General features: G+C 72.7%; 9 protein-coding genes. 3 read left to right on the top strand and 6 right to left on the bottom strand.

Translation table 11 applies throughout. The features are described from left to right. Nucleotides 1-210: 210 nt before the first annotated feature. The gene (locus EV385_RS28845; protein ID WP_242625125.1) at nucleotides 211-1017 is read left to right on the top strand and encodes a DUF4142 domain-containing protein; all 807 of its coding nucleotides are present in this window, start codon (nucleotides 211-213) and stop codon (nucleotides 1015-1017) included. Between the two features lie 17 nt (nucleotides 1018-1034). On the opposite strand, the gene EV385_RS28850 is transcribed toward EV385_RS28845, so the two are convergent. From EV385_RS28850 to EV385_RS28865, 4 genes are all read right to left on the bottom strand, one after another. Beyond that, nucleotides 1035-1670, bottom strand: a complete 636-nt coding sequence (locus EV385_RS28850) for an AMIN-like domain-containing (lipo)protein (RefSeq protein ID WP_207229990.1) — start codon at nucleotides 1668-1670, stop codon at nucleotides 1035-1037. 119 nt (nucleotides 1671-1789) lie between these two features. Continuing rightward, entirely contained in the window at nucleotides 1790-3010 is a 1221-nt protein-coding gene (locus tag EV385_RS28855) for an RNA polymerase sigma factor (RefSeq protein WP_130512317.1), read from the bottom strand. Between the two features lie 116 nt (nucleotides 3011-3126). Continuing rightward, nucleotides 3127-5481 (bottom strand): transketolase-like TK C-terminal-containing protein, encoded by a 2355-nt coding sequence (locus EV385_RS28860; protein WP_130512318.1) that lies wholly within the window; start codon nucleotides 5479-5481, stop codon nucleotides 3127-3129. Nucleotides 5482-5491: 10 nt separating this feature from the next. Continuing rightward, nucleotides 5492-6187, bottom strand: coding sequence for a GntR family transcriptional regulator (locus tag EV385_RS28865; protein WP_130512319.1), 696 nt, complete (start codon nucleotides 6185-6187; stop codon nucleotides 5492-5494). A gap of 16 nt (nucleotides 6188-6203) precedes the next feature. Between EV385_RS28865 and EV385_RS28870 the strand changes: the two genes are divergently transcribed. Then, nucleotides 6204-9002, top strand: a complete 2799-nt coding sequence (locus tag EV385_RS28870; protein WP_242625126.1) for an FAD-binding and (Fe-S)-binding domain-containing protein — start codon at nucleotides 6204-6206, stop codon at nucleotides 9000-9002. A 149-nt stretch (nucleotides 9003-9151) separates the two neighbouring features. Continuing rightward, nucleotides 9152-10759, top strand: coding sequence for a methyl-accepting chemotaxis protein (locus EV385_RS28875; protein ID WP_130512321.1), 1608 nt, complete (start codon nucleotides 9152-9154; stop codon nucleotides 10757-10759). 18 nt (nucleotides 10760-10777) lie between these two features. Here the strand turns inward: EV385_RS28875 and EV385_RS28880 are convergent, their stop codons facing one another. Continuing rightward, entirely contained in the window at nucleotides 10778-11080 is a 303-nt protein-coding gene (locus EV385_RS28880) for an STAS domain-containing protein (RefSeq protein WP_130512322.1), read from the bottom strand. Then, nucleotides 11077-15219, bottom strand: a complete 4143-nt coding sequence (locus EV385_RS28885; RefSeq protein WP_130512323.1) for a SpoIIE family protein phosphatase — start codon at nucleotides 15217-15219, stop codon at nucleotides 11077-11079. The genes EV385_RS28880 and EV385_RS28885 overlap by 4 nt, the downstream gene beginning before the upstream one ends. Nucleotides 15220-15372: the final 153 nt, after the last annotated feature.

The following is a 15372-nucleotide window of genomic DNA, read 5'->3' on the forward strand; positions in this document are numbered from 1 at the left end:
GCCGAACCGATGCCGCCCGAATGTGCCGACAAGTCCGGCTTTGGTCGGGGCCCGCCGACCTCTTGTATTGCTCTTCGGTCTCGGGATGATCCGATCCGGTCGGCGTTGCGTACTGCCTGCTGTCTGCACGTGTCGACGTGCCCGAGGACGGATCTGAACTAGGTCCGCCGGAGGGTGACGGCGAGACACGCAAGAGCCAAGGAGGTTCGTGTGTCCGTTGCCCGTTCCATGTCCCCATGGCGCCGCCTGTGGGGTTCCGCGGTCCTCGCCGCGGCGCTGATCCTGCTCCTGCCGGAGAAGGTTCGCGCCGACCCAGGCGTTCCGGTGCCGCCCAACGAGCTGCTGTCCGACCGGGGTAAGGGCGCCATCGCGGACGCGGACCGCGATTTCGTGATCAAGGTTCGTCTCGCCGGGTTGTGGGAGATTCCCGCCGGTGAGATGGCGCAGGACAAGTCGGGCGACGAGCGCATCAAGACGATCGGCCGCAACATCGCCGACCAGCACGTGGTGCTCGACCAGCTCACCCGCGACGCCGCGAAGAAGCTGGGCATCGAGCTGCCGGACAAGCCCAACAGTGACCAGCAGGGATGGCTCTCCGAGATGCGGGAGGCGGAGGGCAGCCAGTTCGACACGATCTACATCGACCGGCTCCGCGCGGCGCACGGCAAGATCTTCCCGGCGATCGCCACGATCCGGGCGAGCACCCGCAACGACACCGTACGCAAACTCGCGCAGCGGGCGAACCAGTTCGTCATGACGCATTTGACGCTGCTGGAGAGCAGCGGCATCGTCGACTTCGGTTCCCTGCCCACCGCGCCCCCGCCGTCGGCGGCCCAGCCCTCGGCGGGTGCGCCGGTGCTGGCGGCGGGCGAGCAACGCCAGTCGTCCGGAACGAATCTGCCGTTGGTGCTCATCGCGCTCGCCGGCGGCCTGGCCGCGGGCGCGTTCGCGACCAGGCAACTCGTGGGCAGCCGCCAGCCCTATCGTTCGCGGCGGGGACGGTACTACAGCGGTTGACCCGGCCCCGGACCCGGCTACCAGCGGTGCGCGATGTCCACCACGATCCGGCTGTGCGTGCCCGGACCGGTGAGCAGCGTGACCCGGAACGGTAGCCGGGCCCGAACGCCGACCGCGAAGGTCGTGTAGCCCTCGAAGGAGCCGCCGAACACCACGTCGCGCAGCGTGGCGTAGCGCACCACGTTGGCCGTGTGGTCGCCGGTGCGCGCGTCGATCGTCGAGACGTGGTCCGCGTCGTACGCCGGAGCGCGCAACGTCACCCACAGGTACGCGCCGCCCGCCGTGTACGGGACGAGGTCGAGGCCCTCGCCGTCGGTCGGGACCTGGTCGCTGTAGCGCACGGAGTATCCCCGCGCCGTGCCGTTGAACTCGAACACGACCCGGTCCCAGCAGTCGTGGCGGCCGGTCTGCACGCTGATCAGCGGCGCCGGACTGAGCGGGCCGGCGGTCTTCTCGCCGCTGCCCCACGTGATGCCGCAGTACGGGGTGGTGGTGGCAGCCACGGCCAGCGCCGGTGCGGCCCCCGAGGCGCTGCGGGCGCTTCCCGGTGCGGCGGCGACCGGCGCGTTCGGCCGATCGACCGCGGGAGAGCCGCAGGCGGCGAGGGTGAGGCAGAGGACCGCGACTATGGATGTACGGACCGACGTTCGCATGTCGCACCTCCCAGGGACGGAAACGGGAAGCCGGTCTTTGCTACGACGGTAGGCCTGCCCGGCAAGGCACCCGGCGGGATGATCCACTCAGGCCGACCGCGCCGAACGCCAAGCGGAACTCACGAACCGGCCAGCTGGTCACGCCGGCGGATGAGGTACGCCGTCTCGGCGGTGTTGCCGGCCAGCGCGATGGCCCGGTCGTACGCCGCCCGCGACTGCTCGCTGTGGCCCAGCCGGCGCAGCAGGTCGGCGCGGGTGGCGTGGAAGGCGTGGTAGCCCTCCAGCGGCAGCCCGTCCACCTCGGCGAGGGCGACCTGCGGGCCGTCGAGCTCGGCGACCGCGATCGCCCGGTTGAGCCGCACGATGGGGGAGCGGTCGAGGCGGGCCAGTTGGTCGTAGAGCGCGACGATCTGCGACCAGTCGGTGTCCCGGATGTCGCGGGCGTCGGTGTGGACGGCGTTGATCGCGGCGAGGATCTGATAGCGCCCGGGTGCCTGGCCCGACGCGAGGCGCGCCCGGACCAGGGCGTGCCCCTCGGCGATCAGGTCGCGGTCCCAGGCGCCGCGGTCCTGCTCGTCGAGCGTGACGAGCTCGCCGCCCGCCGACACCCGCGCGGCCCGGCGGGACTCGGTCAGCAGCATCAGCGCCAGCAGCCCGGCGACCTCGCCGTCCGCCGGCAGCAGGGCACGCACCAGCCGGGTCAGCCGGATCGCCTCGGCGGTCAGCTCGGCACGGACCGGCTCCTTGCCGGGGTCCGAGGACAGGTAGCCCTCGTTGAAGATCAGGTAGAGGACGGCGAGGACCCCGGTGACCCGGGCCGGAAGGTCCGCGCGCGACGGCACGCCGTACGGGATCCTGGCGGCCTTGATCTTCACCTTCGCGCGGGTGATCCGCCGGCTCATGGCGGCCTCCTCGACCAGGAACGCGCGGGCGATCTCGGGCACGGTGAGCCCGCCGACCATCCGCAGGGTCAGCGCGATCCGCGCCTGCATGCCCAGGGCGGGGTGGCAGCAGGTGAAGACGAGGCGGAGCCGGTCGTCGTCGATGGCGCCGAGCGGTTCCGGGGTGTCGAGCAGCATCAGTGCCTCCCGGTGTTTCTCCGCGCGCTTGGCCTCGCGCCGGAGGCGGTCGATGGCCTTGCGGTGGGCGGTGGTGGTCAGCCACGCGCCGGGATTCGGGGGGACGCCCTCGACGGGCCAGCGTTCCACGGCGGTCGCGAACGCCTCGGCGGCCATCTCCTCGGCGATGTCGAGATCACCGATGCGTCTGGCCAGGGTCGCGACCACCCGGGCCCACTCGTCGCGGTGGACCCGGGTGATCACCTCGGCGACGCCGGTCATTCGCCCAGGAGCACGGATATCAGGTACCGCACCATCGTGGCCTCCATCTCCTGTGTCTCTACCCTGCTACGAACGGCGCCGCCCCCATCCGACACGCGCCGCGCATTCTCGCGTGGTCAGAGCAGGTCGAGTGCCGCGGCGACGATGCTGTCGGTGTCGAGTCCGTGGTGCCGGTACACCGATTCCAGGTCGCCGGACTGCCCGAACGTGGTCACGCCGAGGTGGGCCGCCCGGACCTGGCGGATGCCGGCCAGGAAGGCCAGCGTGTGCGGGTGACCGTCCAGCACGGTGATCAGCGGTGCCGCCCTGCGGGCGGGGAAGGCGGCGTCCAGGATCCACGTCTCGGTGGCCGCCGCGCGGGCCGGACGCCCGGCCTGGGCCTGGACGGCGTCGAACAGCAGCCCGGGGCTGGTGACGCAGACGACGTCGACGGCCGTGCCCAGCGACTGCAACCGGTCGGCGGCCTGCAGCGCCTCGGGGATGACCGCGCCCATCGCGGCGATGGTGAGCGCCGGCGTCTCGGCGGGGGCGCGGCGCAGCGGGTACGCCCCGGCCACGACCTGCTTGCGGCGTCGTTCGCGGGCGGCGGGATCGGTGGGCACCGCGGCGAGCGTCTGATCGACCGGGCGGGTCGACAACCGCAGGTACGCCGAGATGCCGTCCGGCCGGCCCAGGCGGGCCATCGACGCGAGCAGGGTCCACTCGACGTCGAGGGCGAAGGCCGGCTCGTAGCTGATGCAGCCGGGTTGTTCGAGTCCGACCGAGGGCGTGGTGATGGACTGGTGCGCGCCGCCCTCCGGTGCCAGCGCCACCCCGGACGGCGTGCCGACGAGAATGGACTGCCCGCCGGCGTAGAGGCCGTACGACCACGGTTCGAGGGCGCGCTGGACGAACGGGTCGTACAGCACGCCGATGGGCAGCAGCGGCTGTCCCCACCGCGACCAGGTCGCCCCCAGCTCGCCGAGCAGGCCGACGAGGTTGACCTCGGCGATGCCGAGTTCGAGGTGCTGGCCGTGCGGATGCTCGCGCCAGTGCAGGATCGTTTCGGGGTCGTCGTTGAACCAGTCCTGCCGGGCGGTCTGCGACCAGACGCCGACCTTGTTCACCCATCCGGCGAGGTTGGTCGACGACGACACGTCCGGGGACAGGGTGACCACCCGGCGGGCGGTCTCGGGGGCGGCCCGGGTGAGATCGAGCAGCGCCCGGCCGAGCGCGGCCTGCGTCGTGGCCCGGCCCGACGGTGTGCGGCCCAGGTCGGCCGGCAGGGCCCCGGCCGGGCCGGTGCGCACCGGTTCGCGGCGCAGGCTCGCGGCCCGCCGGGCGCACAGCTCGGCGGCCCCGCTCCCGGCCGGGAACCGCTGCCAGGGCGCGTCCAGCGTGGTGCCGGACCGGGCGGCGAGTTCGGTCATCTGTTCCTCGGACAGCAGCGAGGAGTGGTTCTGCGGATGCCCCTCGGTGGCCAGCCCGTAGCCTTTGACGGTGTAGGCGAAGATCACCGTGGGGCGGGTGTCGTCGATGTTCCGGAAGGCCTCGTCGAGGGCCGCGAGGTCGTGACCGCCGAGGTTGCGGATCGCGTCGCGCAGCTGGGCGTCGTCGAGCGTGTCCACGAGCGCGCGCAGGTCGTCGCTGTCGGGTAGCCGCTCGCGCAGCTGCGTCGCGGAACACCGCAGCAGCCGCTGATACTCCGGGTTGGTCATGTCGTCGATGCGCCGGCGCAACTGCTCGCCGCCCGGGCGGGTGAACAGCTCGGTCAGCTGCCGCCCGTACTTGACCGTCAGCACCTGCCAGCCGGCGGCGGCGAACATGCCCTGCAGGCGGGTGGCGCCGATGTTGGGCACCACGCGGTCGAGCGACTGCCGGTTCATGTCAACGATCCAGCAGATCTCGCCGAGTTCGGCGACCATCGGGTCGAGGATCGCCTCCCAGACGGCGCCTTCGTCGAGTTCCGCGTCGCCGACCAGCGAGTACTGGCGCCCGGTCCCGGCTCCGCCGAGGTGCGACTCGACGTAGCGGCGCGACAGCGCTCCCCAGATCGGCGCGGTGGCGCCGATGCCGACCGACCCGGTCGAGTAGTCCACCGGGTCGGGATCCTTGGCCCGCGACGGGTAGCTCTGCAGCCCGCCGAAGGACCGGAGCCTGGTCAGGTAGGACTCGTCGAGCGTGCCGAGCAGGAAGTTGATGGCGTGCAGGACCGGCGAGGCGTGCGGCTTCACCGACACCCGGTCCTCGGGGCGCAGGTGCTGGAACCACAGTGACGTCATGATCGTCGCCATCGACGCCGAGGACGCCTGGTGGCCGCCGACCTTCAGGCCGGTCGGGTTGGGCCGGACCCGGTTGGCGTGGTCGACGATCGCCGTCGACAGCCAGAGCACCCGCTGCTCGATCTCCCGCAACACGTCGGTGTGATCCTGCCTGGTCCCGCCCGGGGTGGACGGGGAACTGGCGGTGGTCGGCAGGTTGCGGTCGCTCATGAGAGTGACCTTACGGCCCGGCCTGCGCGCCGGAGGTCGCACGGTCCTGCCGCAGATTTCCCATCAGCAGGTCCCTGGTCGCTTCGAGGTGCGCGCGCATGGCGGCCTCGGCGGCGGCGCCGTCGCGACCCAGTACGGCCGAGACCACCGGCTCGTGTTCGGCGTGGATGTCGCGCAGGGTGCGGCCGCTGGCGGTGGTGGGCGGGCCGAGCAGGGCGGTGGTGGTGCGCAGCCGCTCGACGATGGCGGCGGTACGGGGCCTGCCCGCGGTGCGCAGCAGCAGGTCATGCAGGGTGCGGTCGGCCGGCCAGAAGGACGCGTCGTCGTCGCGCCCGGCCGCGGCCGCCATCGCCTCCAGGGCTGCTCGGACGGCGGCGAGCTGCTCGTCGGTGCCCCGTTCGGCGGCGTGGCGCGCGGCGGGCGGTTCGAGGGCGAGGCGGATGCCGATGATCTCCTCGATGTCGTGGGCGCTCGGTGGCAGCACGCGAAAGCCGCGATTGCGGCGGATCTCGATGAGTCCGGCTTCCGCGAGGCGGAGCAGGCCCTCGCGCGCGGGGCTGCGGGACACCCCGAGAAGCTCCGCCAGCTGGTAGACGGAGTACGTCGTGCCGGGCACCAGCTCGCCGGCGGCGACGCCGTCCCGGACGGCCTGGGCGACGGCGTCGGCGAGCGATGGCGCGTCCGGCGGGAGGGCAAGCACGGGCATGAGTAACATGTTACTCATGAGCGAGCAGCCGACCGGCGTGGTGGAGAGCCTGCAAAAGGCCGGGCTCGAGGTACGGGCCGATGCCGGCACCCTCGGGATGTACGCCTCCGACGCCTCGCTGTACCGGATCCCCCCGCTGGCGGTCGTGCGTCCCCGGCACGTCGACGAGGTCGCCGCCGCGCTCGCCGTCGCCCGCGACACCGGCGTGCCGGTCACCTCCCGCGGCGCCGGCACCTCGGTGGCCGGCAACGCCGTCGGCCGGGGCATCGTCCTCGACTTCTCCCGGCACCTGAACCGGGTTCTCGACGTCGACCCGGCCGCGCGTACCGCGGTGGTCGAGCCCGGCACCGTGCACGCCGTCCTGCAGAAGGCCGCCATGGCGCACGGCGTCCGCTTCGGGCCCGACCCGTCCACCCACCCGCGCTGCACCATCGGCGGGATGATCGGCAACAACGCCTGCGGCTCACGATCGCTCGCGTACGGCCGAACCTCAGACAACGTGGCGGGCCTCGAGTTGCTGACCGCGGCGGGAGAGCGGGTCACCACCGGATACGACGACCGGGGCGCCGCGTACGCGCACGGTGCCGAGTCCGTGATCGCCGGCCTGCGCGACGTGGTCGGCGCCCGCCTCGCCACCGCCCGGACCGAGTTCGACCGGTTCGGCCGCCAGGTGTCCGGCTACGCCGTGCAGCACCTGCTGCCCGAGCGGTTCGATCTCACCCGGGCGCTCGTCGGCTCCGAGGGCACCCTGGCGGTCATCACCCAGGCCACCGTGAGGCTGGTCGTCGACGCGCCGGTCCGCGTCGTCGTCGTGCTCGGCTTCCCCGACATCATCGCGGCGGGCCAGGCGGCACCGGCCGTGGTCGCGCACGGCCCCACCTCCTGCGAGGGCCTCGACTCGCGGCTGCTCGACGTGCTGCGCGCGCGCCGTGGCGCGGACGCCGTGCCGTCGTTGCCGCGCGGCGGGGCCTGGCTCTTCGTCGAACTGGCCGGCGAGCACCCCGACGAGGTGGTCGCGCGGGCGCGGAAGCTGGCGGCCGACGGGAGCGCGGACGCCCTCGTCGTCACGGAGCCCGCCGCGCAGGCCCGGCTGTGGCGCATCCGGGAGGACGGCGCGGGCCTGGCGGGCCGCGCGCCCTCCGACAAGCCCGCCTGGCCGGGCTGGGAGGACGCCGCCGTACCGCCGGAGAAGCTGGGCGCCTACCTCGCGCGCTTCGACGAGCTCGTCTCGTCCTACGGCATGACCTCCGCCCCGTTCGGCCACTTCGGCGACGGCTGCATGCACGTACGGCTCGACTACCCGCTCGACCAGCCCGGCGGAACGGCGGTGCTGCGCGAGTTCCTCACCGACGCGGCGAAGCTGGTGGGCGAGTTCGGCGGATCGCTGTCCGGCGAGCACGGCGACGGCCGCGCCCGATCGGAGCTGCTGCCGCACATGTACTCCGCGGACGCCATCGCCCTGTTCGCGGGGATCAAGCACGCCTTCGACCCCGCCAACCTGCTCAACCCCGGCGTGCTGGTCGACCCCGACCCGGTCGACGCCGACGTCCGTCCCGCCGGGCGCTTCGGTGTGCCGCACCTCGCCATGGCGTACCCGCACGACGGCGGTGACCTCGGGCAGGCCGTGCACCGGTGCACCGGCGTCGGCAAATGCCGCGCCGACAACTCCGCCGCGGGCGGGGTCATGTGTCCCTCCTATCTGGCCACCCGCGAGGAGAAGGACTCCACCCGGGGGCGCGCCCGGGTCCTGCAGGAGGTCGTACGCGGCGAACTGTCCTGGTCGCACCCGTCGGTCCACGACGCGATGGACCTGTGCCTGTCCTGCAAGGGCTGCGCCTCCGACTGTCCGACCGGCATCGACATGGCCACCTACAAGTCCGAGGTGCTGCACCAGACCTACCGGGGCCGGCTGCGGCCGCGCGCGCACTACACGCTCGGCCGGTTGCCGTTCTGGGCCCGCCTGGCCGGGTGGACGCCACGGCTGGCGAACGCGGCCGTCCGGCTGCCCGTACTCGGTGCTGTCGCGCTCTGGCTGGCCGGGGTCGACCGGCGGCGGTCCGTGCCGGCCTTCGCCCGGCGCCCGTTCCGGCGTACCTTCCGGCCGGCGGCGGCCGAGGGCCGCACGCCGGTGGTGCTGTTCGCCGACTCGTTCTCCGACGCCTTCGCACCCGAGGTCGCCGACGCCACGGTACGGGTGCTGCGCGCCGCCGGCTACGAACCGCGACTGCCGTCCGGGTCGGTGTGCTGCGGTCTGACCTGGATCACCACCGGTCAGCTCGACTCGGCGAAGAAGATCCTTTCACGTACGGTCGCGGCGCTCGCGGCCGACGCGCGGGCTGGCGTCCCGATCGTCGGCGTCGAGCCGTCGTGCCTGGCGGTGCTGCGCTCCGACGTCCACGAGCTGCTGCCCGGCGACCCCGACGCCGCGCTGGTCGCCGGGTCGGTGCACACCCTCGCCGAGCTGCTCGCGAAGACCCCCGGCTGGAGCCCGCCCGACCTGTCGGACGTCGAGGTGGTCGCCCAGCCGCACTGTCACCACCACGCGGTCCTCGGCTGGAAGGCCGACGCCGACCTGCTCGCCGCCGCCGGTGCCCGGGTGCGGCGGCTGGCCGGATGTTGCGGCCTGGCGGGCAATTTCGGCGTCGAACGCGGGCACTACGAGGTCTCCGTGGCCGTCGCGGAGCATGACCTGCTGCCCGCTCTCGACGCCGCCCCCGACGCGGTCGTGCTCGCCGACGGATTCTCCTGCCGTACCCAGGTGGCCGACCTGCGGGACCGCACGGCCGTGCACCTGGCCCAGCTGCTCGATCGCTGACGCCGCCCGGACTGGCAACTCCCGCCTGGCGGCTTGTGGCAGGCGTCACGGCTAGGCGCGGCGAGAACGATGCGGATGCACCATGCAGCGACCGAAAAGTCTGACAGTGCCCACACCCCCATCTGACGGGCGCGAAGGAGAACCCCTCGATGAACGCCCTGACGACGCGGTTGCGGCAGCTCACCCAACCGGGTGTCACCGCCCGTCTCGCCCTCATGGTCCTGCTGGCACTGGCCAGCATCGTGGCCGTGGTGATCTCCGCGCAGCTCACGACCCGCGCCAACCTGATGGCGGAACGGGAACTGCAGACCCGGCACGTGGTGGAGACCGCTGCCGGGGTGATCAACGGCTTCGTCGCTCGCGAGACCGCCGGGGAGCTGACCCGCGAGCAGGCCCAACAGCAGGCGGTCGCCGCGATCAAGGGCCTGCGCTACGACGGCGACAACTACTTCTGGGTCAACGACATGACCCCGCGCATGGTGCTGCACCCCGTGAAGCCCGAGCTCGACGGCCAGGACCTCACCGGCAACGTCGACCCGGACGGCAAGCACCTGTTCGTGGAGATGGTGGACGTGGTCAAGGCCCACGGGGCCGGTCAGGTCGACTACTCCTGGCCAAAGCCCGGCAGGCAGGACCCCCAGCCGAAGGTCTCCTACGTGCAGGGCATCCCCGCCTGGGGCTGGATCGTCGGCTCCGGCGTGTACGTCGACGACGTGGACGCCACGGCCGCCGCCGAGGCCCGCACCACCGGCATCGTCGGCGCCCTCGGCGTGCTGCTGCTGGCGGTCACGGCGTGGCGCATCGTGCGCCGCATCTCCTCGGCGATCGGCCGCATCCGGCACACCCTCGAACGGGTCGCCGCCGGTGACCTCACCGCCCGCGTCGAGCTCGAGGGCACCGACGACCTGGCCCGGATGGCGACGGCCGTCGACGCCGCCGTGGGCAACAGCCGCGCCGCCATCGAACAGCTGCACCACGCCGCCGAGGCGGTCGCCGCCAACAGCGCCCAGCTGGAGGCCGCCAGCGCCGAGATCAGCACCGTCACCGCGGACACTGCCCGGCAGGCCCAGCGCATGAACGCCACCGCCGAGGGCGTCGCCGTCCAGGTCGACACCATGGCCAGCGGCGCCGAAGAGATGCATGCCTCGATCGCCGAGATCGCCAGCAGCGCCGCCGACGCGGCGCGGGTCACCGCGGACGCGGTGGACGCCGCCAACTCGGCGAGCGGCACGGTCACCCAACTCGGCGCGTCCAGCGCGGAGATCAGCGACGTGATCGCCCTGATCGATTCCATCGCCAAGCAGACCAACCTGCTGGCCCTCAACGCCACGATCGAGGCGGCCCGCGCCGGTGAGCAGGGCAAGGGCTTCGCGGTCGTCGCGACCGAGGTCAAGACGCTGGCCAACGCCACGGCCGAGGCGACCGCGGAGGTCGCCGCGAAGATCGCCGCCATCCAGGCTGACACCGGCTCCGCGGTCGAGGCGATCGGCGGGATCACGTCCGTCATCGACCGGATCAGCGAATACCAGATCACCATCGCCGCCGCCGTGGAACAGCAGGAGGCCACCACCAACCTGCTGTCCAGCGGCACCGCCAGCACCAGCGGTCAGGTGTCCGACATGAACGCCGTGATCGGGGAGGTGGCCGGGGCGGCCGGCTCCGCGGCCACCCACGCCGAGCAGGTCAGCGTCGCGGCGGCGGAACTGGCCGAACTGGCCGGTTCCATCCGTACGCTGACCACCCGGTTCACGGTCTGACGCCCGCACGAACCGAGCTCACTGATCGTGAATGGTGGTGAGCTCGGCGAGGCCGGCGATCGTCAGCACCGGGCCGATCAACGGCGTGGCCAGCAGGTGGACGTGCTCGACGTGGGGTAAGAGGGCGGCCAGTCCGGCACTGTCGAGATAGGCCACCCCGGTGAGGTCGACGACGAACGGAGCGCCGTCGGCGTCCCGGTGCGCCCCGGCCAGAGCGGTGGCGAACGCATCGGCGTTGCTCATGTCGATCTCGCCGGTCGCGGTGAGCACGAAAGCGCCGTCCGAACGGCGGCCGGTCGCCAAGGTCAGGGCGGCGCTCATGCGGGAATCCTCGCATGCAGACCGACGACGGTGCCGGCGACACCGGTCGTGACGGTGACCTGGGTCATGAGCGCCCGCATGATGGTGAGCCCCCGGCCCCGGTTCGAGTCGTCGGTGGGCTGCCGCGTCTTCCAGCGACCGCTGTCGGTGATGGTCAGGTGAAGATCGTCCGCCGTGGCGGCGGCGTGCAGGCGGATGCGTCCGGGTGGCAGGTGGCGGTGGCCGTGCTCGATGGCGTTGGCGCACGCCTCACCCGCGGCGACGAGGACGTTCTGCGCGGTGGTGGTGTCGACGCCGCATTGGGCGAGCCAGCCGCGCAGCCTCGCCCGGACGGCGGCCAGGCGGGTGGCTTCGGCGGGGAAGTCGAGTTCGAGCGGACCGGGATGCCGGTACAGGAGCAGCGCCACGTCGTCCTGGTACCCACCCAGGGGCGCCATGTCACGCATCAGCCCGGTCGCGAGCTCCTCCAGGTCGGTGGCGCGTCCCTGCTGAACCGACACGGTGACGCGGCCGATGCCGGTCGTCAACGGTTGGCGGCGTCGTTCGATCAGTCCGTCGGTGTAGAGCAACAGGGTGCCGCGGCTCGGCATGCTGTACCGGGCCTCCGGCCGCCGGGTGTCGGAGTGGACCCCCAGGGGCCGTGACCGGCCCTGGTCGAGGAGGTCCGTGGTGCCGTCGGGATGGGTGACGACGGCGGGCGGGTGGCCGGCGCTGGCGTAGGACAGCGCGCCGGTGTCCAGGTCGAGGATGCCGCAGAAGACGGTGGCGCACATGGCGCCGGGCAGCTGGGTGGTGAAACGGTCGAGCGCCGTCAGCGTCTGCGCGGGGTCGGTGGTCTGCAGCAGCAGGGCGCGGCAGGCGCTGCGCAGCTGGCCCATGACGGTGGCCGCCGGCAGGCCGTGGCCGACGCAGTCGCCGACAACGATGCCGATGCGCCGGTCGGCCAGCGGGACCGTGTCGTACCAGTCGCCCCCGACCTTCAGTGGCCGGGTCGCGGGTGCGTAGCGCACGGCGAATCCGGCCGGCAGCTCGGCCGGGCCGAGGATGGCGCGTTGCAGCGCCAGCGCGGTCTCGCGTTGCTGGTCGAGCTGGTGCACCCGGCGCAGTCCCTGCCCGAGGTGGCCGGCCAGCACGGCCAGCAACGTCTGGTCCTGCTCGGTGAACGGCCGGTTCTCGGCCAGGTCGATCCACAGCACCATGGTGCCGTCGGGGTGCTCCAACGCGACGCCGGCGCCGCCGGTCCGCTCGGCGACCGGGGTGAGCAGGGGCTTGTCCCGCAACGCGGTCAGTGCCCGCCGGCGCTGCTCGGTCAGCGTGTCCCAGCGCGTCTCGGGGCCGGAGGTGGTCACCGCGGGCGTGCCGGAGCCGTCGAAGACCGTCGTGAACACCCGCGTCGCCTGCCACAGTCCCTGCAGGACGGGCAGGACGCCGTGCAGCGCCCCGGTGAGGCTCTCCGCCTGGGACAGGCGGACGCTGAGGGCCGCCAGGGCGCTCTCCCGCTGGACGGCGTAGTGCTCGGCGGTGACGTCGCGCAGCGTGCCGACGATGACGCGACGCCCGGTCTCCGGGTCGTCGACCTGGTTGAAGGCCGCCGCGACCCACAGCCGGTGCCCGTCGCGATGGGTGACGGGGATCGTGTAGGCGCCGTGCGGCCGCTCGACGAGCACCGTGAAGGCCTCGGCCGCCTGCTGGTACCCCTCGGGATCGGTGGCCGGGTCGGGCCACCAGGGATGCACCGGCGGATACGGCAGGCCCTCGGGCCCGTAGCCCAGGATGTCGGTGAAGGTGGAGTTCATCTCGATGACGGTGCCGTCCTCGTCGCAGATGAAGAACGCCTCCTGCAGGGAGTCGATCAGGGCGGTGCGCCACCGGGCGTGGTGGTTGCGCAGCCGGGCCAGCTCCACGTTCGCCCGTACCCGGGCCAGCAGCTCGGCCGAGGAGAACGGCTTGACCAGGTAGTCGTCTGCGCCGGCCTCCAGGCCTTCGATGGAGGCCTCCTGCCCGGCCCGCGCCGACAGCAGCAGCACGGGCGTGCCCGCCGTACGTGGATCGGCGCGCAGCGACGCGACCAGGCCGAGGCCGTCCAGGCGGGGCATCATGACGTCGCTGACGATCAGGTTCGGCACCTGCCGGCGCGCCGCTTCCAGGGCGGCCTGCCCGTCCTCGACGGCCTGGACCTGGTGGCCCGCGGACCGTAACAGCCGGGTGAGGTAGTCGCGCATGTCCGCGTTGTCGTCGGCGACCAGCACCCGGGCCGCTGTGCCGGCCGGGCTCGCCTGCGCCTCGGGCCGGGCGCCCGCGACCTGCTCGGTTTCCGGGCCGGCCGGCACCCAGCGCAGGGCCTCCTGGACGAACGGCTCCGCGGTCGCCGAGACCGTGACGGTGCCGCCGGGGTCGGCCAACGCGTCGGCCGGGAGATGGTCGGTTCCGAAGGGCAGGCCGATCACGAACGTGGTGCCCCGGCCGACGGTGCTGGTGGCCGTGATGGTGCCGCGGTGCAACTCGACGAGTTCCTTGACGAGGGCCAGGCCGATACCGCTGCCCTCGTTCGAGCGGGACCGGGCGTTCTCGATGCGGTGGAAACGCTCGAACAGCCGCGGCATCTCCTCCCGGGGCACACCCACGCCCGTGTCGGCCACCGTGACCTCCGCCCGGTCGCCCTCCGCCCGTACGGCGACGCGCACGAAGCCGGTGAACGTGAACTTCAGCGCGTTGCTGAGCAGGTTCAGGATCACCTTCTCCCACATGCCGCGGTCGACGTACACCGGCTGGCCCAGCGGCGGGCAGTCCACCTCGAGCGCCAACCCGGCCCGCTCGAGCGCGGAGCGGAAGACGCTGGCGAGTTCGGCGGTGGCGGCCGCCAGGTCCACCGGCTCGTAGCGGGCCTGCATGCGGCCGGCCTCGATGCGGGAGAAGTCGAGCAGGCTGTTGACCAGTTTGCCGAGCCGCAGCCCGTTGCGGTGCACGACGTCGAGCTCGGCGCGGACGCCTTCATCCGGGGCCCACCTGGTCCGCAGCTCCTCGACCGGACCCATGATCAACGTGAGTGGCGTGCGGAACTCGTGGCTGATGTTGGAGAAGAACGCCGTCTTCGCCCGGTCCAGCTCCGCCAGCTCCTCCGCCCGCCGCTGCTGCGCCTCGTAGCTGCGAGCGCTCGCGATACCGCCGGCCACGTGCCCGGCGGCCAGCTCCACGAATCCCCGGTACCTGTCCTCCAGGGTCCGGTACCGGTTGAGCCCGGCCACCATGAAGCCGTACGGCGCGCCGCCCTGCTGCAGCAACGGCACCAGCAGCGCGTGCGTCGGTGGCTGCGGCCAGTCCCCGCACGGCAACCGCGTGAACGGGCCGCCGTCCAGCGCGACCAGCGCCGACTCGCCCCGCGCCGGCGCCGCCGTCGGCCACGCCGGGGAGTCACCGGCCGGCAGCACCGGAGGAGCGGCCGGATGCCCGGTCGGCATGCCGGTCGAACCCGCCAGGCGGGCACCCTCGCCGTCGAACAGGTACGTCAGGGTGAACGGCAGATCCCGCAGGTTGCGGCCGAGCTGCGCGCCCACGAAGGCGAGCATCTGCTGTTCCGTACGGATCGCGCTGGGGTCGGAGCCGAGGTCACGCAGCGTCGCCATCCGGCGCTCGCCGATCACCCGTTCGGTGTCCTCGCTGACCACGCACAGCATGCCGACGAGCGCGCCGTCGTCGTCGCGCAACGGACTGTAGGAGAAGGTGTGGTAAGTCTCCTCCGGGTAGCCGGAACGCTCCAGGAACAGCAGCAGCGCCTCGTCCCAGGTCGCCTCGCCGGTGGAGAGCACGGTGTCGATGCGCGGGCCGATGTCGTCCCAGATCTCCGCCCACACCTCGCTCGCCGGGCGGCCCAGGGCCCACGGATACTTGCGGCCCAGGGTGTCGCGGCGGTAGGCGGCGTTGCAGAAGAACGTCAGCTCGGGGCCCCACGCCATCCACATCGCGAACCGGGACGACAGCAGGATGCTGACCGCGGTCCGCAGGCTCTGCGGCCACGCCGCCGGTGAACCGAGCGGCGTCGCCTCCCAGGACACCGCGGCGAGGTCCCGGCCGACATCCCCGCCGACCGCGAAGACCTCGGCCGCTGAGGACGCCCGCGACCGGTGCTCATCGGCAATCATGGTCCGTGTCTTCCGTTCCTTACCGGCCTCAGAAAGCCTCCCGCCTGCGCAACCTCGGCACATGTCAGCGGCACCCAGAACAATACGCGGCGGACGGCCCCGCCCCCCTTCCGGGCGACGGCGGATCGCGGAGACCTCGGCGCCGGGCGAGGT

It is taken from the genome of Krasilnikovia cinnamomea (assembly GCF_004217545.1).
GTDB lineage: Bacteria > Actinomycetota > Actinomycetes > Mycobacteriales > Micromonosporaceae > Actinoplanes > Actinoplanes cinnamomeus.

Coding starts and splice junctions, on each gene's coding strand:
- EV385_RS28850 (WP_207229990.1), bottom strand. CDS start 1,670: ATGCGAACGTCGGTCCGTACATCCATAGTCGCGGTCCTCTGCCTCACC.
- EV385_RS28855 (WP_130512317.1), bottom strand. CDS start 3,010: ATGACCGGCGTCGCCGAGGTGATCACCCGGGTCCACCGCGACGAGTGG.
- EV385_RS28860 (WP_130512318.1), bottom strand. CDS start 5,481: ATGAGCGACCGCAACCTGCCGACCACCGCCAGTTCCCCGTCCACCCCG.
- EV385_RS28865 (WP_130512319.1), bottom strand. CDS start 6,187: ATGCCCGTGCTTGCCCTCCCGCCGGACGCGCCATCGCTCGCCGACGCC.
- EV385_RS28870 (WP_242625126.1), top strand. CDS start 6,204: ATGAGCGAGCAGCCGACCGGCGTGGTGGAGAGCCTGCAAAAGGCCGGG.
- EV385_RS28875 (WP_130512321.1), top strand. CDS start 9,152: ATGAACGCCCTGACGACGCGGTTGCGGCAGCTCACCCAACCGGGTGTC.
- EV385_RS28880 (WP_130512322.1), bottom strand. CDS start 11,080: ATGAGCGCCGCCCTGACCTTGGCGACCGGCCGCCGTTCGGACGGCGCT.
- EV385_RS28885 (WP_130512323.1), bottom strand. CDS start 15,219: ATGATTGCCGATGAGCACCGGTCGCGGGCGTCCTCAGCGGCCGAGGTC.